Annotated in this window: 21 protein-coding genes and 1 pseudogene; 15 read left to right on the plus strand and 7 right to left on the minus strand. The window is 68.9% G+C overall.

What is annotated here, in order from left to right; all coding sequences use genetic code 11:
* Window positions 1–92: 92 nt before the first annotated feature.
* Window positions 93–1,052, minus strand: coding sequence for a serine hydrolase (locus AB0B50_RS38625; protein WP_362340776.1), 960 nt, complete (start codon window positions 1,050–1,052; stop codon window positions 93–95).
* Between the two features lie 333 nt (window positions 1,053–1,385).
* Between AB0B50_RS38625 and AB0B50_RS38630 the strand changes: the two genes are divergently transcribed.
* The 3 genes from AB0B50_RS38630 (at window position 1,386) to AB0B50_RS38640 (ending at window position 3,992) form a co-directional block, all read left to right on the plus strand.
* On the plus strand, window positions 1,386–1,796 hold the full coding sequence (locus AB0B50_RS38630; protein WP_362340778.1) for a hypothetical protein: 411 nt from the start codon (window positions 1,386–1,388) through the stop codon (window positions 1,794–1,796).
* Window positions 1,797–1,798: 2 nt separating this feature from the next.
* On the plus strand, window positions 1,799–3,481 hold the full coding sequence (locus AB0B50_RS38635; RefSeq protein WP_362340780.1) for a caspase family protein: 1,683 nt from the start codon (window positions 1,799–1,801) through the stop codon (window positions 3,479–3,481).
* A gap of 184 nt (window positions 3,482–3,665) precedes the next feature.
* Window positions 3,666–3,992, plus strand: a complete 327-nt coding sequence (locus AB0B50_RS38640; RefSeq protein ID WP_362340782.1) for a TfoX/Sxy family protein — start codon at window positions 3,666–3,668, stop codon at window positions 3,990–3,992.
* 27 nt (window positions 3,993–4,019) lie between these two features.
* Here the strand turns inward: AB0B50_RS38640 and AB0B50_RS38645 are convergent, their stop codons facing one another.
* Window positions 4,020–5,036, minus strand: coding sequence for a YafY family protein (locus AB0B50_RS38645; protein WP_362340784.1), 1,017 nt, complete (start codon window positions 5,034–5,036; stop codon window positions 4,020–4,022).
* 116 nt (window positions 5,037–5,152) lie between these two features.
* Here AB0B50_RS38645 and AB0B50_RS38650 point away from each other — a divergent pair, with 116 nt between their 5' ends.
* From AB0B50_RS38650 to AB0B50_RS38675, 6 genes are all read left to right on the plus strand, one after another.
* On the plus strand, window positions 5,153–5,926 hold the full coding sequence (locus AB0B50_RS38650) for a VOC family protein (RefSeq protein WP_362340786.1): 774 nt from the start codon (window positions 5,153–5,155) through the stop codon (window positions 5,924–5,926).
* A 67-nt stretch (window positions 5,927–5,993) separates the two neighbouring features.
* Window positions 5,994–6,365, plus strand: coding sequence for a nuclear transport factor 2 family protein (locus AB0B50_RS38655; protein WP_362340787.1), 372 nt, complete (start codon window positions 5,994–5,996; stop codon window positions 6,363–6,365).
* A gap of 60 nt (window positions 6,366–6,425) precedes the next feature.
* Window positions 6,426–6,827, plus strand: coding sequence for a VOC family protein (locus AB0B50_RS38660; protein ID WP_362340789.1), 402 nt, complete (start codon window positions 6,426–6,428; stop codon window positions 6,825–6,827).
* A 203-nt stretch (window positions 6,828–7,030) separates the two neighbouring features.
* Window positions 7,031–7,438, plus strand: a complete 408-nt coding sequence (locus tag AB0B50_RS38665) for a VOC family protein (RefSeq protein ID WP_362340791.1) — start codon at window positions 7,031–7,033, stop codon at window positions 7,436–7,438.
* 237 nt (window positions 7,439–7,675) lie between these two features.
* Window positions 7,676–8,101, plus strand: a complete 426-nt coding sequence (locus AB0B50_RS38670) for an MmcQ/YjbR family DNA-binding protein (RefSeq protein ID WP_362340793.1) — start codon at window positions 7,676–7,678, stop codon at window positions 8,099–8,101.
* A gap of 441 nt (window positions 8,102–8,542) precedes the next feature.
* A complete protein-coding gene (locus AB0B50_RS38675; protein WP_362340794.1) occupies window positions 8,543–9,289 on the plus strand; it encodes a class I SAM-dependent methyltransferase in 747 nt (248 codons plus the stop codon).
* 147 nt (window positions 9,290–9,436) lie between these two features.
* Here AB0B50_RS38675 and AB0B50_RS38680 read toward each other — a convergent pair.
* From AB0B50_RS38680 to AB0B50_RS38690, 3 genes and pseudogenes are all read right to left on the minus strand, one after another.
* Window positions 9,437–9,544: pseudogene (locus AB0B50_RS38680) on the minus strand (IS5/IS1182 family transposase); the annotation flags it as partial.
* Between the two features lie 295 nt (window positions 9,545–9,839).
* Entirely contained in the window at window positions 9,840–10,643 is an 804-nt protein-coding gene (locus tag AB0B50_RS38685; protein WP_362340795.1) for an SDR family oxidoreductase, read from the minus strand.
* Between the two features lie 440 nt (window positions 10,644–11,083).
* Window positions 11,084–11,713, minus strand: a complete 630-nt coding sequence (locus AB0B50_RS38690) for a class I SAM-dependent methyltransferase (protein WP_030565738.1) — start codon at window positions 11,711–11,713, stop codon at window positions 11,084–11,086.
* Here AB0B50_RS38690 and AB0B50_RS38695 point away from each other — a divergent pair.
* Both AB0B50_RS38695 and AB0B50_RS38700 read left to right on the plus strand, forming a co-directional pair.
* Window positions 11,702–12,639, plus strand: a protein-coding gene (locus AB0B50_RS38695; protein WP_362340796.1) for an IS5 family transposase whose coding sequence is annotated in 2 segments (ribosomal slippage) — window positions 11,702–12,098 and window positions 12,098–12,639 — 939 coding nt in all. Because the reading frame shifts where the segments join, the coding sequence is not laid out codon by codon here. The two genes, AB0B50_RS38690 and AB0B50_RS38695, sit on opposite strands and share 12 nt — an antisense overlap.
* Before the next feature lie 262 nt (window positions 12,640–12,901).
* On the plus strand, window positions 12,902–13,261 hold the full coding sequence (locus AB0B50_RS38700; protein WP_362340797.1) for a hydrolase: 360 nt from the start codon (window positions 12,902–12,904) through the stop codon (window positions 13,259–13,261).
* Between the two features lie 473 nt (window positions 13,262–13,734).
* Here the strand turns inward: AB0B50_RS38700 and AB0B50_RS38705 are convergent, their stop codons facing one another.
* Together AB0B50_RS38705 and AB0B50_RS38710 are read right to left on the minus strand one after the other, a co-directional pair.
* Complete coding sequence (locus AB0B50_RS38705) at window positions 13,735–14,043, minus strand: hypothetical protein (RefSeq protein ID WP_362340799.1); 309 nt, start codon at window positions 14,041–14,043, stop codon at window positions 13,735–13,737.
* A 250-nt stretch (window positions 14,044–14,293) separates the two neighbouring features.
* The gene (locus AB0B50_RS38710) at window positions 14,294–15,700 is read right to left on the minus strand and encodes an IS1380 family transposase (protein ID WP_362340801.1); all 1,407 of its coding nucleotides are present in this window, start codon (window positions 15,698–15,700) and stop codon (window positions 14,294–14,296) included.
* A 307-nt stretch (window positions 15,701–16,007) separates the two neighbouring features.
* Here AB0B50_RS38710 and AB0B50_RS38715 point away from each other — a divergent pair, with 307 nt between their 5' ends.
* From AB0B50_RS38715 to AB0B50_RS38730, 4 genes are all read left to right on the plus strand, one after another.
* Window positions 16,008–17,963, plus strand: a complete 1,956-nt coding sequence (locus AB0B50_RS38715; RefSeq protein WP_362340803.1) for a serine/threonine-protein kinase — start codon at window positions 16,008–16,010, stop codon at window positions 17,961–17,963.
* Window positions 17,964–18,984: 1,021 nt separating this feature from the next.
* Window positions 18,985–19,782, plus strand: a complete 798-nt coding sequence (locus AB0B50_RS38720; protein ID WP_362340805.1) for an ABC transporter ATP-binding protein — start codon at window positions 18,985–18,987, stop codon at window positions 19,780–19,782.
* Complete coding sequence (locus tag AB0B50_RS38725; RefSeq protein ID WP_362340806.1) at window positions 19,779–20,573, plus strand: ABC transporter permease; 795 nt, start codon at window positions 19,779–19,781, stop codon at window positions 20,571–20,573. The genes AB0B50_RS38720 and AB0B50_RS38725 overlap by 4 nt, the downstream gene beginning before the upstream one ends.
* A gap of 234 nt (window positions 20,574–20,807) precedes the next feature.
* On the plus strand, window positions 20,808–22,583 hold the full coding sequence (locus AB0B50_RS38730; RefSeq protein ID WP_362340927.1) for an amidohydrolase: 1,776 nt from the start codon (window positions 20,808–20,810) through the stop codon (window positions 22,581–22,583).
* The last annotated feature ends 11 nt before the right edge of the window (window positions 22,584–22,594 follow it).

A 22,594-nucleotide genomic window follows, 5' to 3' on the forward strand; every position in this document is an offset into this window, starting at 1 on the left:
GCCGACCGGCCTTGAAGCGGGAGGCGAGGAGCCGATGCCGGCGGGAGTGCCCCGGCCGCTGGAAGTGTCCTCGCCGCTGAGAGTGTCCTGGCTCATCGGTGTCCGTCCCGACCGCTGCCGTACGCCGAGAGAGCGGCGGGCAACTTCTGTTGGAGGGCGTCGAGGAGTCGGCCACTGCTCTCCAGGGCCGCCTGATTGCCCTCGGCCGGCGACGTGCCCACGCGCTGGGAAAGGACGACGCCGTACACGACGTGCTGCTTCTTGCCGTCGGGAATCTCGGCCGCCCACATCAGGTTGCCGCCCGCCGGGGTGCTCGATCCGGTCTTCAAGCCGATCACGCCGGGCCGGTCGAGCAGCTGGTTGGTGTTCCGCACCGGCTCGGCCTGACCGGGGAGGCTGGTGCTGCGCAGGGCCACGGTCGCGCGCAGCGCCGGGTCCTTCATGGCCGCGCGGGCCAGCTTGAGCTGGTCGGCGGCGGTGGACCGGGTGGTGGGCTCGATCCCACTGGCACCGGTGTACGTGGTGTCGGCCATGCCGAGCCGTTCGGCCGCGGCGTTCATCTTGACCACGAACTTCTGCTGGCTGCCCGCGTCCCAACGGGCCAGCAGCCGGGCCACGTTGTTCCCGGACGGCAGGAGCATCAGCTCCAACAGTTTCCGCTGGGACAGCCTCTGTCCCTCCCGCACCGGCGCGGTGGACTCGCTCAGCGAGTGGGCCTCGGCCGCGGCTCGTTCGTCGACCTCGATCGAGGGCCCGCCTCCGCCGTCCTCGAGCGGGTGGTCCTTGAGGATCACGTACGCGGTCATCACCTTGGTGAGGCTCGCGATCGGCACCGACTGCCGTGCCCCCTTGGCGCCGAGGCCACCGACCTTCTCCACCGCTATGGCCGTCTGGCCCTCCCGCGGCCACGGCAGATCCAGCCGCTCGACGACAGCCCTCGGCGCGGAGGCCTGCTGCGCAACGACATCGCTCGCCCCATTCCCGCTTCCACCGCCGTCGGAGAGCGCCAGCAGCCCGCCACCGGTGCAGCCGGCGATCAGTACTGCAGCCAAGGCCCACGCCGCACCCCGGCGGGCCCGCGACGGCCCCCCGAGCACGGCGCGGGCAGCACAGTGGACACGTATGAACACGTCGACCGCCTCCCAGAGCCAGATACGCGTACACCGGAGATCGGGTACGTCGACAGCCTCCGGGAGCCCCACTTCCAGGCGGTCAGGGCGAAGCTTCCGCTGCCGTGCGGTTGTGTATCAGCTGCGTATCAGCGCTTCGCCCGAGTCTCGGCAAGTGACCGCCGGTGCGTGACGCTTCGTGGCATCCTCGGCACCACACGTGAGGACCACGGGCGTCCGCGCGGACGTGCCGTGAGGGTCTGCCGGGGGAGCAGGGTGAACGAGATCCGCATGGTGGTGCACGGGGACGCCGTCGCCGAGGAGTCGCTGTGGGACTGGCTGCGCCAGGAGCCCGCACTGCGCGGCCGCGTCCGTCAGGACACGCCCCCACCGCAGGCGGGGACGATGGGCTCGTTGGGCGAACTGGTCGTCGAGAGCGCGGTCACGGGCGCCATCGGCGCGCTCACCGGCCTGCTGGCCCAGTCGATCTCCTTGTGGCTCGGCCAGCGGCACGCACAAGGCAACGCGCACACGACGGTCACGGTGACCACCGCGGACGGCCGCAGCGTGACGGTGACGTCGACGCAGGCCGCGGATGCGGAGCGACTGCTGAGGCTGGCACTCGAAGGGCGGTCGGCGCCGGATGGCCCACCGCCCGCTGCCGCGAGTGACACCCAAGGACGGTAGCCGTGCGCCTGCCCGATCCACAGCGGTCCTACGCGGTCCTCATCGGTACCGGAACGTACCGCTGCGACCGGCTGCCGGATCTGCCCGCGATCGGCAACAACCTCCAGGACCTCGGCGACGTCCTGACCGACCCGGCCCTCGGCGGGCTGCCCGCGGAGCGCTGCCTCGTCGTAGCGGACCCGAGCGATCCGCGCACGCTCTTCCGCACCCTGCGTCGGTACGCCGCTGCCGCCGAAGACACCTTCCTCGTGTACTTCACCGGCCATGGCCTGACCGGGCCCCGCAACGAGCTCTACCTGAGTCTCGCGGAGACCGCCCCGGACGAACTCAAGGTCAGCGCCCTTGCGTTCGACCTGCTGCGCGACGTGCTCGCCGACTGCCCGGCCGCCAACCGCGTCGTCATCCTCGACTGCTGCTTCAGCGGACGTGCCATCCAGGACATGGCAGGCGAGGAGGACACCGTCCTGGGCCAGATCGGCATCGAGGGCACGTACGTCCTGACCTCGGCCCCCGTCAACGCCGTGGCACTCGCCCCCGTCGGCGCCGCCCACACCGCCTTCACCGGCGAACTGCTGCGGCTGCTGCGCACCGGCATCCCCTCCGGGCCGGAATTCCTCACGTACGGAGAGATCTACCGCCACCTCCTGCACACCGCGACGACACGGGGCCTGCCCGTTCCCCGGCAGCGCGGCACGGGGACCGTCGATCTGCTGGCACTGAGCCGGAACCCTGCCCTGAGCGCGGCGACAGCCCGTGCCCGACCGGTCGTACCACCGTCCCGGCCCCGGCCCGAGGCGACCCGGCCGACGACGACCGCGCCGGAGCCGTCCTGGCCGGTCGTGGTAGGCGATGGAGGGATACGAGGAGATGACCCCGTACTCCCGCGAGTGGCGGGGCGGTTGTTCCCGCTGGCCTTGCTCTTCTGCGTGCTCCCGTCACTGGTCGCCTCGGTCTACGACGCCATGATGAATGGCTACGGCCTCGTGACGAGCGTCGAGGCGTGGCAGAGCCACGCGTCTTCTTCCGCGGTCCCCCTCTCCGACCTCTCGGCACCGGCGTTCGACCTGCTGGCCGGTGCGATCACGTGGCGGTTGTGTGTGCTGCGCGGGAAGTTCGCGTGGTCCGGCGCGGCCATGCTCATGGTGTACGGACTCGGCGCGGCCGGAAGGGTCCCGTTCCGCCTCTCCTACGTCAGCAACCGCGAGTTCTCCCTGTGGGACCGGCAGATAGAAATCGCCGGCTACCTCATCCTGGGTATCGCCCTGGCCGCCGCAGCCTTCGCGATCGTCCGGATGAGCCCGTCGGCGCGGCTGCAACGTCCTGTGCGATGGCGGACGCCGACCACTGCGACTGCGACTGCCGCTGCGACTGCCTTGACGCTGGCCGTGGCCGGTTTGTACTCCGCGTCCCTGCTGAACTTCGAGGCGGCAGGGTGGAGCAGGCTGCTGACGTGGGTGGTCACGGGCGTCCTCATGGCCGCGGCACCACTCGCCGCGCTCCTCGTCCGGCCCGTCGAGTTGGCGTGGGGACTGGTGGGTGGCTGGCTGGCCGTGGTGCTGCGCCACCAGATCTCCTTCTGGAGCTTCACTCCCTCCACCGCGCATGCCGAGTACGTCTGGCTGGGGCTGGCCGCGGTGGCGTTGACGATCGTGTTGTGGGCGCACCTGAAGCGGAGCGAGAGGTAGCGGCTGGGCGGCCGCCGGGGCAGGTGCGCGTCGGCCCCTACGGGTCCTGGTCGGGTTCCGTCCGGTCCTCGGCGTGCCCCGAGCTGAGCCTGGCGCTCCAGAACGCCTTGTTCGACGGCGCCCGGCATCAGCCGGAAGAGAGCCGAAACGAGCGCGGGTCGGGGGGTGCCGTTAGGTTCGGTTCATGGCGTATGACGAGGCGTTGGCGGAGCGGGTCCGGGAGCGACTGGAGACGGATGGCGCGGTGGCCGAGAAGAAGATGTTCGGTGCGGTCACGTTCCTGCTGCAGGGCAACACACTGGGCGGTGTGGAGGGCGACGACCTGTTCCTGCGGGTGGCGCAGGAGGACATGGCTGACGCGCTCGCCCGGCCCGGGGCGCGGCCGTATGAGTTCAAGGGGCGGGTGTCGAAGGGCTGGGTGTACGTGGCCGGGGAGGCCCTGGACGACGACGCGCTGGACGAGTGGCTGCGGGTGGCCCTGGACGCGACGGCCGAGCTGCCGCCCAAGTGACCCGGGCGGTGGTCGGTGGGTGGCCCCTCAGCGGTCCTTCGTGGTGGGGGCGCGGGGCTCGTCCGGCTCGCTGGTGGTGAGCGCGCGGGCCACGTCCCGCAGGAGCTGTGCGAACTCCTCCAGGTGCGGGGCGAGTTCGGGGCTGCCTTGGAAGGTGCTGCCGGGGCCGGGGGCGAGATCGAAGAGCTGGAGGGCGATGCGGCGGGGAGCGTCGGCGGCCAGTTCGATGGTGCTGGTGTGCGCGCCGACGCTCCGTACGCGTTCGGGTAGGACCTGGGTCCGGTCGAGGACGGTGGCGGCGTCGGCGGGGACGGTGACGCTCAGCGTGTAGCGGGCGGGGGCGGCGGCGACGCGTGCGGCGAGGAAAGCGATGGGGTCGGTGGCGGGCAGTTCGCGGGAGGTGACGCGGCGGCCGGTGGGGGCGGGGTCGGTGAGCCGGTCCACGCGGAAGGTGCGCCAGTCGGTGTGGCCGGTGTCGTAGGCGATCAGGTACCAGAGGGTGCCCGCGACGACGAGGCTGTGGGGCTCGACGCGGCGCGGTGCCGTCCCGCCGCTCCTGGACGCGTAGGTGAAGGTGACGATCTCGTGGTCGCGGCAGGCCGCGGCCAGGACGGCCAGAGCGGAGGGGTCGGCCCCCGGTCCGCTGTCCCAGGGGACGGGGACGGTGGCGGCATGGATCGCGGCGACCTGGTGGCGCAGCCGGGCGGGCAGTACCTGTTCCAGTTTGGCCAGGGCGCGCACCGCGCTCTCGGAGATGCCGCTCACGCCGCTGGTGGCGGTGCGCAGGGCGGTGGCGATGGCGACGGCTTCCTCGTCGTCGAGCAGCAGCGGCGGCAGGTCGGCCCCGGCGGCCAGGCGGTAGCCGCCGGTGCGGCCGGTGGTGCTCTGGACGGGGTAGCCGAGCTCGCGCAGGCGGTCGATGTCGCGGCGGATGGTGCGCAGGGTGACGCCGAGGCGGTCGGCGAGTTCGCCGCCGGTCCAGGCACGGCGGGTCTGCAGGAGGGACAGCAGGCGCAGCATGCGGGCGGGCAAATCCTGGGTCATGGCTGTGAGACTGCCAGGAAAGGGTGACGCGAGCTGTCCTAAAAGGCTCCTAGCGTGGGATTCATCCCCGGAAGAGACCACTCCTCTTCCTCCCCCTTGGTCATGAGGAGCGTGTTATGGAAGCGCCACCGCTTGATATGGTCTTCGGCTTCGAGATCGACACGAGCGACGCCCAGGCCGTCAAGAACTTCTACGGCCCCTGGCTGGGATGGACCTTCGAGCCGGAGCCCGCCCCCGGCGCCGACGGCGTCGCCCTTATCCGCATCACGGCCCCGGGCACGCATGCCCCGATGGGCCAGATCCGTCAGCGCCCCGCCGGCGCCAAGGAGGCCATCAGTCTCCGTGTCGAGTCCGCCGACGTGGCCGCCGATGCGGCCCGGCTCCAGAAGCTGGGCGCGAAGGTGGTCACCCCGGCGGCCGAGGACGGTGACGGCACGGTCCGCGCCCGGATCACGGACCCGCGCGGCAACCCGCTGACCCTCGTGGCTCCCGCCGGCGGGTGGTGCCCCCAGGCCCCGCGGCCCGGCGCCATGGCCCAGTTCGAGCTGTCCACCACCGACCTGGAAGCGACCCGGGCGTTCTACGGTGCGGCATTCGGCTGGGGCTTCGACTACGACCCCGGCTCGGTCGGCACTGCGTACCACGGCATCCGGACCCGCGGCCCGATCCCCACCGGCGGCGCCTACGACCACAGCGGCCACCCGCAGGCCCCGGAGTTCGCCATCATCTCCATCCTGACCACGGACGTGCCCGCCACGGTCGCGAAGGCCGTCTCGCTGGGCGCGAAGGTGGACGACGAGCCCCGAAGCACCACCTACGGCCTGGTCTTCGCCCGTCTCATCGACCCACGCGGCAACCGCGTCGGCCTGTTCAGCCTGCCCCAGGGCTGAGCGGCTCCGGCTGAACATCCACCACCGACAGCTCAACGCGTCAACGCGCACGACAAGGAGCACGGCCATGAATGCCGAGCAGTTCGTCCAGGAGTGGGCGAGCGCCTACAACGACCAGGACTTCGACCGCTTCGGGGCGCTGTTCACCGACGACGTCGTCTACACCCTCAAAGCCTTCGGGCTCGCCTTCACGGGCCGGGACGCCTGGGTGCACCACGTCCGTGAATACGCGGCCGCCGTGCCGGACCGGAAGCTGACCCTCAGACGGACCGTCGCCGACGGGGACACCATCGCGATCGAGTACGACTTCGCGGGCACCAGCGCCGGAGTCATGGCGAACCTGCCTCCCAAGGGAGAGCCGGTCACGGTCAGCTTCTGCACCATCCTGCAACTGCGCGGTGAACGGGCCGCCTCACAGATCGACTACCTCGGCGGATAGCCACACCCGGCCCCGACAGGACAGCACACCCCCGCCCCCCCACCACCGGAGGAGAAGACCATGGCCGACACACATGCCGACAACAGCGCCCTGAGCGGCAAGCCCCTGTCGCACGCGATCTGGGCCGAGGACGGACGCGAGCTCGCGGAGTTCTACGCCGCCGCCCTCGGCGCGCAGGTCTCCGAGCCGTACCGGGACGAGGACGGCAACCCGGCGGCCTTCCCTGTGTGGGTCGGCGACATGATGTACGTCTTCTGGTCCGCCACGTCGTTCAAGGCCCCGACCTGGCCCCAGGACGAACTCGCCTTCCACATGGACATCGGGTTCGACGACGTCGAGGCGGCGGAGAAGCGACTCCTCGGGCTGGGCGCCACCAAGCCCGCACACCAGCCGGGCGGGGACCACTGGACCGTTCTGCTCGACCCCTCCGGCCAGCCCTTCTGTATCAGCAGCACCCGCTGACAGCCCCAGCCGCTCCGAGCGGCTGCTCTCACCAAGTCTCACCAAGTCTCACCAAGACGGCGGCTCCCGGAGTGCATGCCCGCTCCGACCGGCGGAGAAAAGAACCGCGGGGCGCCCGGCGCATGCCGGTCCCGCGCTCGGCCGGCGCATGTCGACCCCGCGCTCGCACCCTGGTGAAGGCCGCACCCGACCATGGAGGACCCATGCCATTCGCTCCCTGCCTGAGTGTCAAGGACACCGCGGCCAGCATCGCGTTCTACAAGCAGCTCGGCTTCGACGTCGATTCCAGCACCGCCCGCCCCGGCGACGACATCCACATGCTGCTGTACCAGGGCGGATTCTGCGCCATGCTCTACAGCAACGCCGACCTGAAGAACTGGTTGCCCAGCCTGGCCGACACCCCCATCGGCTTCGCCGGCATGTTCTACCTGGGCGTGGACGACTTCGACGGAGCCCACGACCGCATCTCCCGGCACGCCGAGATCGTCAAGGACACCGCCACCGACCACACCGGCCAGCGCCTGTTCTACTTCCGTGACCCGGACGGCTATGTCATCGGCATCAACGACCAAGCCGCCCTCAAGGCCAGCGACCTCGGCAAATACGCCTGACCTGGGCTCCGGACGAGTGCCCGCCGCCCCGTAGCCCCGGTCGTTCAGCACCGCGGCCGCTGGCTGCGAAATCGGCCGTGACCAGGCACCTTCAGGATTCCCTGGTGCGAGGCGTGGCCCGGCGAGGAACCGGCGCGGTGGGCCAGCCGTCCTGGCTTCGCCCGCGGGAGCGCCCGGACGCGCCCCGGCGGGCGGCCTGCCCCGTAGCCACCCCTCGCGCATGAAGGACAGCACCGAATGAATCCCGACGATGTCGCGACATACGCCCTGGGCCTGCCCGAGGTCAGCGAGGAAGAGCCATGGGGCCCGCACCGGCCCGTCTACAAGGCCGGCGGCAAGATCTTCGCCACCCTGGCGGCGGCCAACACCTCCCAGCCCGACCGGCTGAGCGTGAAGTGCGAATCCGCCCTCGCCCTGCACCTCTACGAGCAGTACCCGGCGGTACGGCCCGGGTACGGGTACCAGGGCCCCCGGTGGCACTGGATCACCGTTCACCTGGACGGCACGGTCCCGGACGAGGAAATCGCCGAGATGATCAGCCACTCCTGGCAGTGCGTAGTGGACGGCCTGCCTCGCACCGCGCGCGACCGGCTGCACAGGCTCCACCCCGATCAGCCCCAGCCTCCCGCGCAGGGCCGGTCGGACGGACCGGCATCACCATAACCGTTCGACAGACGCACCCGCTGGCACACGGGTCACACCGCCCAGTGGCACTCAGCAATGGCCGTGCTCATCACCGCCAGCCCCAAATGCCGGAGAATCACCCGTCCCCGACGTGCCGCATCGCGCAGACACGGCGTGTCCGCCTGGCCGAGCCATGACCGCTTCGAGATCGGCTGGTTGCCGGGCAACTCCTTCCGCGTGGGCCGCGGTTCAGCTGGCGGCGGTTTGCTGGGACAGGGCTTCGGTTCCTGCCCGCCGCGTGGTCGGCGGCGCCCCCCCAAATCGGTGGACACATCGCTCCTGAGAGCTTTAGGTTGCCCGAGTCCAAGATCGACGCGTCCAAGCGGGGTGCATTTGATGACGGTTCAATCAGTGGTGGCCGACTGCGGACGGCTGCCCTCCAGGAACACCAGGACCTCATCGAACTAAGGAATCCCTCCTGTGGATCTTCCACGCATTTGGGCCATTCGCGAAAGCAGCCACCGCATCCACAACCCGATCACCGCTGACAAGCTCGCCACGCTGGGCCAAGCGCTCCATCTGGCACCTGGCACGCGGGCGCTCGACCTCGCCAGCGGAACGGGCGAGATGCTGTGCACCTGGGCGCGTGACCACCTCGTCACGGGAACGGGGGTGGACATCAGCACAGTGTTCACCGAGAAGGCCCGCGTCCGGGCTGCTGAACTCGGAGTCGCCGACCAGGTCGACTTCGTTCACGGCGACGCCTCCGGCTACGTCGCGGACGAGCCGGTCGATCTCGCCGCGTGTATCGGCGCCACCTGGATCGGGGGCGGGGTGGCGGGCACCGTCGAACTGCTGGGCCGCAGCCTCCGCCCAGGCGGCCTCATACTGATCGGCGAGCCGTACTGGCGTCAGACACCGCCGACCCAGGACGTCGTCGAAGGCTGCCACGCCGGCAGCAAAGCCGACTTTCGGATGCTGCCGGAGTTGGTCGGGCACTTCGGCGACCTCGGGTACGACGTCGTGGAGATGGTGCTGGCCGATCAGGACAGCTGGGACCGGTATCAGGCGGCGCAGTGGTTCAACCTCCGTTGCTGGCTCGACCAGAACCCCGATGACGAGTTGGCCGCCGATGTACGGGCCGAACTTGCCACCGGGCCCGCCCGCTACGTGCAGTACACCCGTGAGTACCTCGGCTGGGGCGTCTTCGCACTGATGAGCCGCTGACACTCAGGGCAGTGCGGGTCTGGGCGGCATGCCGCCCAGACCCGCACGTTTCAGACCGCGCCCCCATCCCGCTGACTGCTCGCAAGGCTCCCCGATGCCGAGCTGGAGGGCCCACGCGGCTCCATAGTTCCCCGAGGCCGTCTTGGGTCACGAGCGGAGCCAGATGAGGAGTGCGGCGGCGGTGACGGTGCTGAGGAAGACGTATCCGCGCTTGCCGTAGCGGGTGGCGACGGCCCGGAAAAGCTTGATTCAGTTTCAGTTGATCGCCCACTCGTCGTCACCGAGGTCCCCTCCGCTGAGCATGATCAGAGCAACGAGCCGCCGGACGAAGGGCTACGACCTTCAGCGCGCGAAAGCCCCGGTCAGCGGGCAGGCGGAGTGCACCCGCGGCGGCCTCTGGACATCGGCGCCCGGCCGCCATCGGCCCGCGCTGTGACTCGTTGGACGCTCACGCACCCCGACGCCCGGCCCGAAGGCGACCGGCGCCAGCGCAAGATCCCTGTCGGCGTGACCGAGTGTGTGGCGCGCTGGAGAATCGGACTTGGGGCACCTACGCGATTCCACCGTTACTCATCAGTAGCTGACCGTTGATCCACTCTCCCTCCCTGGAGCACAGGAAGTCCACGAGGTGCGCGGTGTCCTGCGGAGTGCCCAACCGGCCGAGCGGGGTGCTGCGGATGCAGTGCTCCCGGACTTCCTCGGGCATCCAACCGGTGTCGACCGGCCCGGGGTTGACCGCGTTGGCGGTCACACCGAGGTGGGCGAGTTCGTGGGCGGCGGCCAGGGTGATGCGGTCCAGGGCTCCCTTGCTCGCCCCGTAGGGCAGGTTACCGACGGTGTGATCACTGGTGAGACTGACGATCCGCCCGGTTCCCCGTTCCGCGGCGAAGCGGCGTCCGAACTCGCGAATGAGCAGCCATGTGGCGCGCGCATTGACGGCGAAGTGCCGGTCGAAACTCTCGACGGTGGTGTCAAGCAGCCCGGAGTCGACAGACTCGCAGTGGCTCATCACCAGCGCGGTGACACTGCCCAGTTGCTGCTCGACCTTTTCGAAAACGCGTACAGGGGTCTCCGGGTCGGCGAGATCCGCCTCGATCGCGATGGTGGATGCACCGTGTTCGCCCAGAGACCGGCTGATCGCTTCTGTCGCGCCGGGCTCCCTGCCCCAGCTCATACGGTCGTCGTAGGAGGCCCAGTAGGTGAAGGCGATGTCCCAGCCCGACGCGGCCAGCCGACGGGCGATACCCGCGCCGATACCGACGGTGCGGCCCACCCCGGTAATCAGGGCGAGCGGGCGCTCTGCCGAAGAGCCTTGTCCGTGGGCCAGTTGGTCATGACTGATGTTCGTCGTCACAGTTCGGAATCGTTCACGAACGACACCGCAGCGTCAATCGCTTTCCTGCGGCGTCGCGGCCGATGAGCAGGGGCGGGCGGCACACGTGCCTCGCCTTGAGGGGCAGGGCCTGCCTTGGCCACCGGCGTTGTTCAAGACTGCAACCAGGGCGGGGGAAGGCGCGGGAACATGGTTGAGAGCGCACCCGCCAGCGCGAGTACTGACCGCGGGGGCGCTCTCAACATCCATTTCCGTACGGTGCCTTGGTTCCGTGCGCTCATCAACAGGAGCAGCGCCAAGCAGAACAACGACCGGCTTGTCACTGCTGTCGCGGGCATCGGAACAGCTCTCGTCCGCGCAGTCGCCTAGGGGGTGTCTGACAATTCCGGTCTGATCAGCGAGATTCGGCTGAGCTGGCAATCCGGAGGTGCGCCGATCGGCTGGGGGGGACTGGGCAGTGGCTACGAACGGCGGGCCAGTAGATGGGTGTCGAGGAAGCCCCGATCAGAGGATGGATCGTGGAGCAGCCGGGCGAAGGGATCGAGCCCAGCATCGCCCAGCAGTTCGGCGAGGCGATCCACCGGCCAGCTGTAGGCGGGCGCCACCTTGTGGTCGAACCGGACCGGTACTTGTCCGTCGGTCCCGAAGAAGGAGACCAGGAGCAGACCGTTCGGTGCCAGGACGCGTACCTGTTCGGCGAGCAGCTCCGGTAGTTCCCCCGGAGGGGTGTGAATCATTGAGTAGTGGGCCAGCACGCCGCCGAGCGCGGCGTCCTCGATCGGCAGGGATTCCATCCGGGCCTCTTGGAAGCGCAGCGCCGGATGGGCCTGCCGGGCGTGGTCGACCATGCCGGGGGCAAGGTCTAGTCCGAAGGCGTCCAGGCCGAGTTCGTGCAGCATGGCTGTCAGATGTCCGGGCCCGCACCCGACGTCCGCTGTCCGCAGGTTGCCCGTCGCGCGCACAAGTTCGGCGAAGGTGCCGATCATGGCCCGGGAGAAAGGCTGTGTTTCCAGCCGGTTTGCGAACAGCGATGCGTACAGCTCGACGACACCGTCGTAGGCCGTCCTGGTCTCGTCCTGATGATTCGCCACGGGCAGGACTCTATAGCCGGTCTGATAATTGATCTTGTGGCAGGTCGAGGTGAGTTGACGGATGCGGCATGGAGGCGGATAGAGCCCCTTTTGCCTCAGGTGGACGGACGGGGCCGTCCGTGGCGTGATCACCGGCAGGTGGTCAACGGGGTGCTGTGGCAGCTGCGGACCGGGGCTCCGTGGCGGGATCTTCCCGACCGGTTCGGGCCGTGGCAGACCGTCTACGAGCGGTTCGCCCGCTGGGAGGCGGACGGCACCTGGGCACGGTTGCTGGAGCACGTTCAGGTCCGCGATGACGCGGTGGGCCGGGTGGAATGGACCGTCTCCGTCGACTCCACCATCAACCGAGCCCACCAGCACGCAGTCGGCGCCCGCAAAAGGGGGATGTGAACGGGGACGAACTGGAAGATCCGGGCCGCTCGCAGGCGCGCCAGGCCCTCGGCCGCTCCCGAGGCGGACTGACCACCAAAGTCCATCTCGCCGTCGATGGCCGGGGCCTGCCCCTGTCGATTGTGCTCACGCCCGGCAACGTCAACGACGCGACGGCGTTCGGCCAGGTCCTCGACGGCATCCGCACCCCGCGCCTCGGCACGGGCCGCCCGCGCACGACACCGGACCGTGTGCTGGGTGACAAGGCGTATTCCAGCAGGGCCATCCGCCATCTGCTGAGGCGCCGGGGCATCGCTGCCACGATCCCCGAGCGCCGCGACCAGGCGGCGAACCGCCACCGACGCGGAGCCCTCGGCGGCCGGCCGCCGACCTTCGACAAGGTCACCTACCGCGACCGCAACGTCGTCGAACGATGCTTCGCCCGCCTCAAGCAGTTCCGCGCGATCGCGACCCGGTTCGACAAGCTCGGCGACCGCTACCGTGCCGGAGTAGTCCTGGCTTCCTTGATCCTCTGGCTCCGCGAGTCCACGGGGTAATCATTTGTCAGACAGGCCCTAGGCCCATCCCGCTCTGGTTCCGGTACTCGCACTCGGCGCCACCGTGTGGATGGTGCTGTACGCATTCCTGAAGCCCTGACCTGCCTGCCCTGACCTGCCCTGGCCTCATCGAACACTGCTCGACTTGTTGGCCACCGAGCCACCAGGACACGATGGCGTGATGGGTTCGATTCTCACCAGCCTTCCAGCAGAGTTCTGGACCGTCCGGTACGACGGCTCACGTTTCCCAGGAGCAGCCTCCGTGGCGGCTCAGCCGGGCCTGACGGACGGTGCCAACTGCCAACTGTTCGCTTACGAGGTCCTCCGGCACTTCGGCCTGGCCCCTCCGACCCTGCGCTCCGCGGAACTCTGGAGCGATACGACGGCCACGGCCCACGTCACGGCGGCGCAGCCGCTCGACCTGCTCCTCTTCAACGCCACTGCCAGTGCGTACGGTGCCCATGTCGCCATCTACGCCGGGGACCACGCAATCCTCCACCTCTGCGCGGAAGTCGGGCACCCGGCGGTGTGGGGCCCGGAGGACTTCGCGGCCCGAGAGCGGTACGGCGTCCGAGTCGGCGCCAAACGGGTAACCAACCACCTCAACGTGGTTCCGGCGTAAGTGTAGGCGTGGGTACAGGCCTTGAGTCCGCGAACTGAGAGTCGGTGCAGGTCGGCGTCCGTGGGTAGCCGCTTTTTGCCTGCTGGCGCCTCTCCTCCCTGGGGGAGAGATTCTCTCTAGAAGGCGTGGAGCGTCGTAGGGTAGCGGAGCGCGGGAAGCCTAGGCCGAGGTGTGCCGTGTTCGTTCGATCTTCCGTGCTTGCCCCCCCCCCCACAGCAACGGTGTCGGCTGTCGGCCGTATATGCCTGGGGTGGCTTCGGGGCCCGCGCTGCGGCTCCTGTGGGGCTACTGGCGGCGCAAGGGGCCACAACATGGTCATGGTCACCACCCACACGCCAATGAAGTGGATGGACCTGGTGCTTGCCGCGATGCAGCTGCCCGTCGGAGTGGTGCGCACGCGCTGACCGTACGGACCATGGAACGGGCCCTCATGCGGAGAGCCGTTTCGACGAGCGGTCGACTGGGGGTGCAGGTCAGACGGCCATGCCGTAGACGATCGTGAACACTGTGCCCAGCGAGCCGATGATGAACACGCCGGTCAGGCCCGCGACGATGAGGCCCTTGCCCTGCTCGGCGCTGAACGTGTCGCGCAGCGCCGTGGCGCCGATGCGTTGCTTGGCCGCGCCCCAGATGGCCAGGGCCAGGCAGAGGAGGATGGCGACGGCCATGACGACCTGGATCATCGTCTTCGCCTCGGTGCCGAGGGCGCCGAAGGGGCCCCAGTCGGGGGCGATGCCGCCGATGATCGTGGTGATGTCGCCCTTCTCGGCTGCCATCAACATGTCGCATCCTCCTCGGAGTTGGTTTGCCCACCGTAGCGGCGCGCTCCCTGCGGTCAGAACCCACGTGAGGTCGGCCACGCATCCGAGCTCAGACGCTTGCCTCGTTGTTTCGCTTGGGGTGATGCGGCGTGGTTGATCGTCAGTTGCTGTGTGGCCGAGGTGTTTTCGGTGTCTGGGCATGGCGGAGTCCCGGCGCGGTGGTCGGGTTCTCCAAGGTCCTTCACGTCGTGGGCGGGCCGGGGCCGGTTGATCAGGCGGCGGGCCGGGGCAGTGCGGCGAGCCGGTGGAATGCCGTGGCCAGTTCGCTTCTCCAGGGCCAGGTTGCCGATATCCGCAAGCGCAGGCGGCGGCCGCCTCGGGTGAGACGGGCGGCGACGTGCAGCAGCCGATAGCGAAGTCTCTTCGGCTCGGCGGTGGCGAGTTCGCCGTCCAGCAGTAGGACGCGTGTCCAGGCGAGCAGGTCGATTGCCGCGAGGCTGAGCTCGAGCCAAACGGTGTTGATAGCGAAGTCGCGGGAGGGGAAGCGGCCGAAGCCGGTGTCCTTGCCCGTGCGAATGTGGTCCTCGACGGTTGCATGCCCGCGGTGGCGGGCCTCCAAGAACTGCGCGGAGCCGCCGCCGGAATAGGAGGTGTCGGTGAGGAGCACCCGATGGCGCAGGCCCTCATCCTGGTCGAACAGGGACAGTTGGGCACCGGGGTGCGGGCGTTCGCGGCGCGCGATGATGCGGGTGCCGGCCGGGTAGCCTTTCAGGTCGACCATGCCGGTCAGCTCGGTGACCTCGGCCCCGTCGCGCAGGGTGCCGTCCTGGTCCAGGGCCGGGTGCCACAACCGGTCGGGGACGGCCTGGATCGCGCGGCGGACCGGCTCGGTGATGGTGTATCCGACCGAGAAGCGCAGGTTGATGCCCTGTTCGCGGCGGTTGCCGAGGTGGGCGAGGAAGGCTTTCGCGGATCCGGCGCTGTCGGCGCGGACGAGGATGTCGGTGCCGTGCCGGTGGGCGTCGGGAATCTGGGCGAGAGCCTGGTCGAGCACCGTGATGTGGTCAGCAGCGGTGTTGGCGCCAGCGTTCCCGGGGCGTAGTCGGCCGGCCAGGGCTTCGCCGGTGTTGGCCAGGAAGCACAGCAGTGGGTGGAAGCCGAAGCCGCCTTTGTATGTGGGGGCGGCCTGGTCCTTCGCGGAGTGGCAGGTGACCAGCGTGGCATCCAGGTCCAGGACCAGACCGGGAAGTTCCTGGCCGCCGGCCCGGGCTGCAGGGATGCCCTCGCTCTGTTCAGCGGCCTGTAGCCAGGCGATTTCCCGGGCCCGCCCGCGAGCCGAGCGCAGAGAAGCCAGTGCCTGCTCGTCGGTGTCGGCGAGTAGCCGCCAGGCCGTTGGCGTCGAGGCGACCGGCCCGAACACCCCTTCCTGGTCCCGTAGTACAGCCAGATCTGTGATGGTCTCGCCGCCGTCGGCGAGCATCACCGCGAGATCGGTGGCGATCCGTCCCGGGTCGTGCCCGGTGCCGCGCGGCCGGAGCCGCCTGAGCGCGGTGGAGTACGCACTCGTCAGGCCGGTGGCATCGGCGAGATCCGCGAGCAGCCGTGCCCCGGCACGCCCGACCACCCCCGAACCATCCGTGCTGACAAGGAGCTTGGGACGCGAGCCGATACCCTGCACGCAGAGAGTGCCTTCCGCTTGGTCTGATCGAACCCCCCGGCAGGGTTCATCGTCCCAGTTCAGAAGACACTCACTCTTGCGTTTCTGCCCCACGCCGATCCTCACCCCAACCGAAGCGCCGAGGCTAGGGTGTGGTCGGGCCACTGAGGTGGCGGATGGTGGGAAATGGGTCAACCCGAGGGGCAGAAGGGGCACTTGATGGGTCAACGTGCGACATCGACGCAGGCCCCGGAGAGACAGGATCCGCGATTTGCAGCTGAGGTAGGTTGACCTTCGATCAAGGGGACGTGGAGAGCGGGGGGAACGCGTGAGGGCACTCGGCAACGGCGATCCGTCGCACATCGGGGCATATCGGCTCCTGGGCCTGCTCGGCGAGGGCGGTATGGGCCGGGTATACCTGGGCCGGTCCGAGGGCGGGCGTACCGTCGCCCTCAAGGTCGTGCAGAGCGAGATCGCCCAAGTACCGGATTTCCGAAGGAGGTTCGCGCGGGAGGTCGCCGCCGCGCGGCGCGTAGCGGGCCCGTGGACCACGGCTGTGCTCGACGCGGACGTCGACGCGGCCGTCCCCTGGGTCGCCACGCAGTACGTACCCGGTCCGGATCTGCACACCGTCGTCTCGCGGGACTTCGGCCCGCTGCCGGAGGGCACCGTAGGCGTCCTCGCCAACCGACTCGCTCTCGCACTCCAGGCGATCCACGGCAACGGGCTGATCCACCGCGACCTCAAACCGACGAACATCCTAGTCACCGTCGACGGGCCGCGCGTCATCGACTTCGGCATCGCACGGGCCCTGGACTCCTTGGAAACGATCGCCCAGGAATCGGCACTGACCCGTACGGGCATGGTCATCGGTTCGCCCGGTTTCATGTCCCCTGAGCAGGCGCGCGGGCGTGATCTCACACCCGCGAGCGATGTGTTCTGCCTGGGATCCGTCCTCGCCTACGCCGCCACCGGGCGGCAGCCCTTCGGCGCCGACGGGAGCGCAGGGCTCGCCGCGCAGTTGTTCCGCGTGGTGGAGGACGAGCCGGACCTTGAGGGAGTTCCAGCGCCCCTCGCCGCTCTCGTTCGCGACTGTCTGGAGAAGGACCCGCAGCGCAGGCCCACACCGGGCGAGATAGCCGAGCGGGCCGCGGACAAATCCACCGAGCCCTGGCTGCCCGGCGAGATTCTGCAGCAACTGGGGCGTCGAGCTGGCGAGTTGCTGGACTACGACCCCGCGGTGGCCGTCCCTGCCGTGCAGGCATTGGCACCCATACACGCGCCGACGTTCCACACCCCCGCACCGCCACCCGCGTTGCCGACCATGCCCGCACAGCCTCCGGGCGCCCCGCTCCCGCCGAACCCCCGACAGCGCCGAACCCGCACGATCATCGCGGGCGCGGTTGCGGCCGCGGTCATCGCCGCCGCCGGCGGCCTGGCGGCGCTCAAGCCCTGGGACAACGGCAACGACAAGAACACCCAGGGCGGAAAAGACAGTTCGCCGGGAACCAGCAACCCCACCCGTGTCGCCATGCCGAGCGACTTCAACGGAACATGGGAGGGCCGGCTCACCGAGCCCCGTGAGCTGTCGAGCAAGCGCCTCGTACGTATCGAGATACAACCCCGCGCGGACAGGTTCTGGATATGGACTGTTGACGCAGAGCGGACTTGCGACGTCGAGGTCACCGCGCTCAAGGTGACGAAAGAGTTCAACGACAAACCCGCTCTGACGCTCAGCGCGCCCAAGCTCAGCAGCGCCTCGCCCGCGTCCGAAAAGGGCGGGTGCACGCGACAGCCGACCGGCAAACTCATCGCCGATGGTGAGGAAACGCTCCGCTGGAAATTCGGCGAATACGAGGTCAGGCTCTACAAGAAGCCGAAGCCAGCGGTCATGCAGCAGGTACCGAGCATCTTCGTGGGCCACCGGAAGATAGAACACGATGACCGCGGCTTCTCACCCGATCGCCGACTCCAGCTCCAGACGGTCACCATCAACGAGGGAACCGTCCTCAACACCAGCACCGTGCGGGTCTCTGTGTTGGCGGGGAAGCCGGGAGCGGCGGGCTGGTGCTACTACCGGGGCCTCGTGTTCTCAGTAAGCGGGGAGAAACAGGACATGCTCTCCACCACAACACTGAAGTCGGAGTCGACCCCTGACGCGACGCCCTGTCCGGCATCCCTGCCGGCTCAGTACTACTTTCCAGGGCCCAAAGGCTCGTACCTGCTGGTCTCGACGATGGGCCAGCAGGGAGTCTCCGGAACCGTCGTGCGCGCCGACCCCTAACCTCAGCTGCACAGCCCCCGCCCCACGTCGTAGCGCCAGTGCCGTCGTCTATCGCCCGGTCGGGCCCGGCTTTGCGATCCGCCTCGACCAGCAGTACTGACCCGTCCTGCGATACCTCCGAACGGCCCCCCATTACCCCGACACGGACAGACGGATACGACCCGCTACGCCTGTTCACCTGACGAGTGCGACTTCCTTAACGGCGACAGGATCCTGGACAAGTCACAGCGTCCCAGGTCAGAGAAGCCCCACGCCTCTCCGGTCACGCCTCCGACTGCCCCGCTCGTGAAAGCGTGAGGCTAGGGGCAACTCGCCTGTGCACGGGTGACATTGCCATATCGGCATCTGCTGCCGTCAGCGCTGTTCGTGGGCGTCGTAGCCCGGGCGTCACGAATGCCGCAGGCGCCGGTGCTCGTCGGCGAAGAACCCTGTCGGAAATGTTGAGTATCGGGGTTCCGGTGCCAGCGGAATCCACTCCGATGTGAGATGTGTGTCACGTGGTCAAAGCAGGTATGGGCGATGGTGCCCGGTAAGCGGATGCGATGGTGAGGTGGTCTCAAGTCGGGTGCAGAATAAGGGTATTGGGCGAGTCTGGGGGCGGAGGTGGCTCATGTGGCATCCCGGAATGATGTATCGGGCTTTTCTCTGATGTGTATGGAATGTTTCACTCCTTTCTCTGGATGGCCGTTCTTCGATTTACGGTGTTGATCAAGGTGGGGGCGGCGTCTACGGTCGTATCGTCTCGACCTGCGAGACACTCGAATTGGGGAGTGGGAGTGAATGCTCCGTTCCTCGGATCTCACCTTCAACACGATTTCTGTGCCCGAGAGTGACCTGAGTCTCTGAAAACTGACCTGTCTCCCTGGTTCTGCCGTGCCGAACGGCACGAGATCGCCCTGCATCATCCCGAGGCGACCACTGCCGTGCCCGTACCGGAGACAGCTTCGCCTCTTCAGATCGCGGGCCTTCTCGAGAGCGCCCTATCAGTGACCCACGCGAGTGACCTACATGAGTGACCTACATGAGTGACCTATTGACCGCCGACGCAGTCTCCAAGACCTACGCTGGCGCGTCCACCCCGGCCCTGACCGACGTCTCGTTCCACATCGGGGAAGGGGAAGTCGTCGCTCTGCTCGGACACAACGGGGCAGGGAAGTCCACCCTGTTCGAGATCGTGTGCGGTCTTCAGCGGGCCGACTCGGGTACGGCGAACCTTTCGGTGGACCCGGCCGAGTTCGGCTGGTGCCCGCAGCGAGAGATCATCGACTGGTCGTTGACCGTCCGTCAGAACGTCGAGATGGGACTGGCGTTCCGCCGCGGGACCGTGCGCGGTGTGCGTGCACTGGCGGAGGAGGTCTGCGAGGTCGTCGGCCTTGAGCGGTTCCTCGACCGGCAGGCCGAGACGCTGTCCGGCGGGGAACTGCGCCGCTGCCAGATCGCCCGCGCCATCGCCGGCCGACCTCGGCTGATGGTCCTCGACGAGCCGACCACCGGCTTGGACCCCGACGCCGTCGCACACGTCTTTGACTTCCTCCGCGACAGCGCCAAGCAGGGTTCCACGGTCCTGGTCAGTACCCACGACACGTCACGCTTCGCCGAACACTGCACACGCGTGCTGGCCCTCAGTGCCGGTCGCCTCCTCGCCGACCAGCCAGTGCGGTCCTTCCTGACCCCCGTCGGCGAGTCCAACGATCTGTGGGACGGCTACCGGCACCTCACCCGGCAGTCCTCCACCACGTCCGAGCTCCCATTGGCAGAGCTCCCGTCGGCCGAGCTTCCATCGGCCGAGTTCCCGTCGACGGAGGTCGCACGCCCATGAGTACCCTGCACAAGCCCCCGCAGGCCCGCCGTTTCGCCCGCCCCCTGATCGCAGTCCGCTTCCACTGGCTCTCCCTGTGGAACTGGCGACAGGTCTACTACGGCCGGATCATCGAGCCGATCGCCTACCTGCTCTTTCTTGCCGCCGGCATCGGCGGAGCGGTTGCCTCCGGGCACAACCAGAGCCTGGGCACGTATCTCGCGTTCGTCGTCCCGGGCATGTTCGCGATGCTCGCGTTCCGCTCCGGCACCGCCGCCATCTCGGATGTCGCCAACGACCGCAAATGGGGTGTGTTCGCTCTCTACAGCCTGCATGGAGGCGGCTCCGCCGGATACCTGTCGAGCATCGTCACGATCCTCGGCACGGTCTTCTTCGCCCAACTCGCGCTGGTCCTCGTCCTCGCCGCCGTACTGGGCGGCCTCTCCGACGTATCCGCGTTGCACCTGACGACCACGGTGCTGACCGCGCTACTCGTCGACGCCGGTTGGATCGCCACCGGAGCAGCCGTCGCCGCCCGCGTGCAGTCGTACGCCGCACGTGACTTCCTCCTGACCATCACCGCACTGCCCGTCGTGCTGGCGGCACCGCTGTTCTACCCCCTGGACTCGGCGCCGGGCTACCTGCGTGCCCTGGCCCACGCCGACCCGCTCACCTACCAGGTCGCCTGGCTGCGCGGCACCTGGTCGGGCGATCCCTCCGGCCTGCTCTGGGCAGCCCTGTGGGCGGCGATCGCGGCGACCGCAGCCGTACCGATGCTGACCCGAGCCGACCGCGTCACCCGGGAAAGGTGATCGACCGACAAGCAAGCTCTCCGTCCTCGACACCGCTCGCCAACCACTCGGCACTCCGCGTCGTTGAAGCGCCCCCCCCCGCGTCGCTGAAGCCTGCCCGTGACCTGCGCCATGGTGAGGGTCGGTCGGTTGACCGATGTGGGGGGTGTGGGGGTGGGGGCAGGGTCGGGGGTGTTGGCGGGCGTGACCGTGTGAGGCGCGTCCGGTGTTGTCGTGTGGGAGGGGTTTGTTGTGGTGGATGGGTTTGCGGATGTGGTGTTCGTGGGTGGCCGGGTGGTCACGGTTGACGCGGAGTTCTCCGTGGCAACCGCGCTGGCGGTGACCGGCGGGTTCATCACCGCGGTGGGCGGTCAGGAGGATGTGGCGCCGCTGGTCGGTCCCGACACCCGGGTGGTGGATTTGGCGGGGGCGACGTTGTTGCCGGGGATCAATGATTCGCATCTGCATGGGTGTGCGTTCGGGATGGCGTCGCCGCCGTTGTCGGTGGACGTGGCGCACCCGGCGGTGTCGTCGATCGTGGAGGTGGCCGCGGCGGTCGAGGAGGCCGTCGGCCGTGCTCCTGCCGGCGGGTGGGTGACGGGGCATGGCTGGGATCCCGGCTTCCTGGCCGAGTGCGTGGCCGATCCGGCCCGGCTGCCCTCGCGCGCTGACCTGGACGCGGTGAGCCCGGACCACCCGGTCGTCCTGTACTCGTTCTCCGGGCACGCCACCTGGGTCAACTCGCGGGCGCTGGAGCTGATCGGGATCAGCCGGGACACCGTGGCCCCGCCAGGCGGGGCGATCGTCACCGATGAGGCGGGGGAGCCGACCGGTCTGCTGTATGAGGGGGCGCAGGCGCTGGTGCAGAACGGGTTGCCGGCGTTGAGTCGGCAGGAGCGCACCGATGCGGTCAAGGCCGCCCTGGCCGCGTTCGGCGAGCTGGGGATCACCAGTTTTACCGAGCCGGGGCTGGGGCCGGGGGGTGACGCCATCATGCGGGGCGCGTTGGGTGCGGAAACCCTGGATGTCTACCGTGAGTTGCAGGCGCGGGGGGAGTTGACGGCCCGCCTGGGCGTGCTGCTGCTGCCCACCGGGATGGCCAGCACCGCGGAGGAGTTCGCCCGTACTCTCACCGCCCTCTCCCACCCGGCCGACCCCACCGTCCAGACCGGCTCGACCGACGTGGCGGGACCGGCCGACCCGGGTGGGGCGGGGCAGACGGGCGGCACTGATCCGCGGTGGTTGGCGGTGCATGGCATCAAGATCTTCGCGGACGGGATCGTGCCGAACAAGACGTCGTGGGTGCATGAGCCGTATGTGGGTGGTGGTTGCGGTTCCCTGTGTGTGGGGGGTGAGAGTGATGCGGAGCGGGTCGCGGAGATCGGCGCGATCATCCGGCACGCCCACGACGCCGGCTACCAGGTGGGCGTGCATGTGACGGGGGACCGGGCGTGTGACACCGTCGCGGACGCCTTCGCCGCCGCTCTGGAGGAGCACCCGCGCCCCGATGCCCGGCATTACGTCATCCATGGTGATCTGCTGACCGCGCACAGCATGAAGGTGCTGGCCGCGTACGGGCTGGGGGCCAACATGAATCCGACGATCAAGTGGACGGTGGCGGACATGGAGGAGGAGTTCGTGGGGGTGGAGCGGGCGGCTTACGCGTGGCCGTATCGGGATGCGTTGGATGCGGGGGTGCGGGTGGCCAGTGGGTCGGATGCGCCGGTGACGTTCCCGGACTGGCGCCAGGGGGTGGCGACGATGGTGTTGCGGGAGTCGAAGGCGGCCGGGCGGGTGAGCGGGCCGAGCCAGCGGATCACCGTGGCGGAGGCGTTGCGGACGTACACGATCGGGGCGGCCTGGCAGGACTTCGCCGAGGACTGGAAGGGCTCGCTGGAGGTGGGCAAGGTAGCCGACCTGTGTGTGGTGCAGGGCGATCTGCTGGGCGCTGATCCGCATGACATTCCGCGGATGCCGGTGGTGATGACGGTGGTGGACGGGCAGGTGGTGCATGACACGCTGGGTGGCTGACCTGCGAGATT

Source organism: Streptomyces sp. NPDC041068 (assembly GCF_040647455.1).
GTDB lineage: Bacteria > Actinomycetota > Actinomycetes > Streptomycetales > Streptomycetaceae > Streptomyces.

Coding starts and splice junctions, on each gene's coding strand:
- AB0B50_RS38655 (WP_362340787.1), top strand. CDS start 5,994: ATGAATGCCGAGCAGTTCGTCCAGGAGTGGGCGAGCGCCTACAACGAC.
- AB0B50_RS38660 (WP_362340789.1), top strand. CDS start 6,426: ATGGCCGACACACATGCCGACAACAGCGCCCTGAGCGGCAAGCCCCTG.
- AB0B50_RS38665 (WP_362340791.1), top strand. CDS start 7,031: ATGCCATTCGCTCCCTGCCTGAGTGTCAAGGACACCGCGGCCAGCATC.
- AB0B50_RS38705 (WP_362340799.1), bottom strand. CDS start 14,043: ATGTTGATGGCAGCCGAGAAGGGCGACATCACCACGATCATCGGCGGC.
- AB0B50_RS38650 (WP_362340786.1), top strand. CDS start 5,153: ATGGAAGCGCCACCGCTTGATATGGTCTTCGGCTTCGAGATCGACACG.
- AB0B50_RS38725 (WP_362340806.1), top strand. CDS start 19,779: ATGAGTACCCTGCACAAGCCCCCGCAGGCCCGCCGTTTCGCCCGCCCC.
- AB0B50_RS38670 (WP_362340793.1), top strand. CDS start 7,676: ATGAATCCCGACGATGTCGCGACATACGCCCTGGGCCTGCCCGAGGTC.
- AB0B50_RS38640 (WP_362340782.1), top strand. CDS start 3,666: ATGGCGTATGACGAGGCGTTGGCGGAGCGGGTCCGGGAGCGACTGGAG.
- AB0B50_RS38720 (WP_362340805.1), top strand. CDS start 18,985: ATGAGTGACCTATTGACCGCCGACGCAGTCTCCAAGACCTACGCTGGC.
- AB0B50_RS38645 (WP_362340784.1), bottom strand. CDS start 5,036: ATGACCCAGGATTTGCCCGCCCGCATGCTGCGCCTGCTGTCCCTCCTG.